Here is a 3,251-nt window from a genome sequence, read left to right as displayed (position 1 = left end):
GCCGTGGGCAATTTCAATGCGCATGTATCGGCGTATCCGGAGTTCGACTGGGAGACGTTTTCGAAAGCGGTGGTGGAAGAGCGGCTGAAGCTCGCGTTCAATCCGTACACCATCCAGATCGAACCGCACGACTACATGGCCGAACTCTTCGACGCCATCTCGCGCGCCAACATCATCCTGCTCGATCTGGATCGGGACATCTGGGGTTATATTTCCGTCGGCTATTTCAAGCAGCGGACGAAAGCGGGTGAAATCGGTTCATCGACGATGCCGCATAAGGTCAACCCCATCGACTTCGAGAACTCGGAAGGCAATCTTGGCATGGCGAACGCGATGCTGCGCCATCTTGCGGACAAGCTCCCCGTCTCCCGCTGGCAACGCGACCTCACGGATTCCACCGTACTGCGAAATATTGGCGTGGCGTTCGGGTATTCGCTGCTGTCCTATGACTCGCTGATTCGCGGACTGGACAAGCTCGAAGTGAATGCGGCACGGTTGAATGAAGATCTGGACAACTGCTGGGAAGTGCTGGCCGAACCCGTGCAAACCGTCATGCGCCGCTACGGTGTGGAAAATCCCTACGAGCAGTTGAAAGAACTCACGCGCGGCAAGGGCATCACGCGCGAAGGCTTACAGACGTTTATCGGCGGCCTCGCCATTCCCGATGACGCCAAGAAGCTCCTGCTCGACATGACGCCGGGTTCCTATGTGGGGAAAGCGATCGAACTGGCGAAGCGGATTAAATAACACGCCGGTTTTGAACCGCCTGCGCAAAAGCCGCTCGAGTCGATCGAGCGGCTTTTGTCTTTTCTCATGGACGAATCCGGAGCGTGCTGGACACGGTGTCGGCTTGTTAGGAAATCGCGCCGCGCACCGAACGCGCGGTAAAAGGGTTGGGCGGGAAAAATGGCGTCGCGGATTCGGCCGCGCCGTCCGTGATCCCCGGGGAAGGGTCGTTCTCGAAAGGCGCTCGCGTGCTCTCCGGCACCTGTACGGTAATCGGGAAATAGCTCGCGGGGCTGGCCATGCCGTAGTCGCCAACCTGGACCACCGACAAGTCGTGGATGCCGTCAAAAAGCGCATTGGTGAGCTGCAGCGACCAGCTTCCTTGCCCATTTGCTGAAACCACGCCAAGCAATGCCGTTCCGTCATAAACGTCGACGGTTGCAAATGAGTCGGATATTCCCGCAATCAGCGGTTTTTCGCTCTGGATAATGCCGCCTCCGGGTACACCATCCACATATGTAATGACGGCCTTTACGCTATCAACCAGGTCAGAAGCCATTTCTATGCATCCTTTTTTGAATTAAGAATCAACGCGGCGTTTATTGAGTGGTGTGCCGCCTTCATTAATACGGATATCAAATCAAGTAACCAGAACACACACGAATGCGAATCACCGGACAACGATCCTGCAATCGCCAAGTTAGCGAATTGCGTCCAGCCGATCCACCGAAATATTGAAATAGGGTGTTGCGGGTTTGGAAGAGATTCAGCGGCGGACATGGCGCGGCGCGATGCAGAAAGCCGTTCCAGTTTCCCGGAACGGCTTTCTGTCCAACTTTATGCAACGGGCTTGCTTCAACGGGCGAAAGCCGGCCTCACGCATTAATGCACGGCGATCCGCACGCCTTGTTGAACCAGCAACTGCGTAACTGCCTGGGACGGTCTTTTGGTTGAAGCGCCATAATTGCATTGCCTGATTACTGTTAAGTCGATGGGGCGTCAAGCCAAGACGTGCGACTGCGACATGCCCCCTGGAAAACGAATTGATTCATTGCGCAAACACAAGTTCCCCAACGCGCAACAGGCTCATCACAAGAGCGTTGTCCGCGTACATCATTCATTCGACCCGCCAATCGAAACGAACGCAGGACGTCGCACCGGGTCTCGCCCAACTCCATGCTCTCGAGGGCACAGTGCGTGGAACACGGCGCCTCAAGCTATCCAGCGAGAACGGCAGGTCCAGCAGAACGCCGGAACAGTTTTTTGCAGCTCGCCCCCTGGCCGGAAAACGACAAAAAGCCGTTGCGGGATCGCTCCCCCAACGGCTTCTCTACTTACTCTTTAGAACGGCCGGCTTCCTGTTCGAGCAAAGACCGGCCGGTTTGCGCCCTTAGTTATGCAAGGCCACCTGCACGCCCTGCTGCACCAGCAACTCCGTGTGTGCGCCTGAATGCTCGTACACGTTGTACGTCACGCCGCCCACTACCGCCGTGCCTTCGGCCTGCCACTGGCCGTCCGCCACGCCCGCAATGTGCGTGTTCGACAGATCCACCGTGTCGCCGTTCGAACCGTTCACCATCAGCTGCTGGTGACCGTCCTTCTGGAACAGGTCCTGTTCGCCGAGGTTCAGTACGTCCGTCAGCGAGAGCTTCAGGTTGTTCGCATGACCGCCCAGATCAAACACCTCGATGCCCGAGATCTTCGCCGCTGCCGTCTTGCCGGTGAGCGAGGTCAGGTCGAGAACCTGATGGTCACCCGTCAGGTGCACGGCGTTCACAGCGATCGCCGCACCGGTTGCGTCCAGCGGATGAGCCGTGCTGCCCTCGATGTGAGCCGTCGATTCCTTGAAGTAGATTGCGGGGTCCACGTTCAGGTCCACCGTGTCATGCCCGGTTGTCCCGGTGAATGACTGGTGATCGTTGACCGTGTTGGGAACCGGATCGGTTTGCGCGACGGCGTGGTCCGGCTGCTGGTTACCGTCAGCCGAACCAACGGCAAGCGCTTGATCGTCCGTTGCATGAGCGGACTGCATCAGTGTACCGATCGTGACGCTCCAACCGCTCGACACAGGGCTAGGTGAGTTGTAAACCGGGTCATAGAAGCTGTACTGGCTGGCAGATATGCTGTGATTACCGTTGCCCGATATGGTCACCGCAGCCGACCAGTTGCCGCTCGAATCCACGCGGACGCCGAGCGCTAACGCTTGCATACTACTATAGTAATCCGCATACACAGTGACCGTAAAGCCCGCCAGGCCTTTGCCGCTGACGACCATAGTATAGGTGCCCGTCGAGCTGACGCTTGTGATCGTGGGCGCCGGCGCCGGGAGTGGGGGGGGGGGAGGGGGGGGCGGCACATACGTGGCTTCCGTAAACGCCCATCCGAACGAATATGCGCCTTGCCCCGTGCTCGACTCAACACGCGCCGTATAAGTGTGCGTTCCCACCTTGACGCCGGAACCGTTAAAGGTCCAGCTTGTGCCGCTCACGCTTGCCGTGCCAACCCTATTGCCGTCCAGATACACC

Annotated in this window: 2 protein-coding genes and 1 pseudogene; 1 reads left to right on the top strand and 2 read right to left on the bottom strand. The window is 58.1% G+C overall.

All coding sequences use genetic code 11. The annotated features are described in order from the left end of the window. A partial coding sequence (locus WCA53_RS22625) for a lyase family protein (RefSeq protein WP_423915762.1) occupies positions 1-747 on the top strand: 747 nt, incomplete at its 5' end. A 106-nt stretch (positions 748-853) separates the two neighbouring features. On the opposite strand, the gene WCA53_RS22620 is transcribed toward WCA53_RS22625, so the two are convergent. Further along, on the bottom strand, positions 854-1,285 hold the full coding sequence (locus WCA53_RS22620) for an Ig-like domain-containing protein (RefSeq protein WP_423915760.1): 432 nt from the start codon (positions 1,283-1,285) through the stop codon (positions 854-856). Positions 1,286-2,116: 831 nt separating this feature from the next. Beyond that, positions 2,117-3,251, bottom strand: a pseudogene (locus WCA53_RS22615) (hypothetical protein); the annotation flags it as partial.

The sequence above is a fragment of the Caballeronia sp. genome (genome assembly GCF_049581465.1).
Taxonomy (GTDB): Bacteria; Pseudomonadota; Gammaproteobacteria; order Burkholderiales; family Burkholderiaceae; genus Caballeronia.
This window is presented reverse-complemented; position numbering and strand designations above follow the sequence as displayed.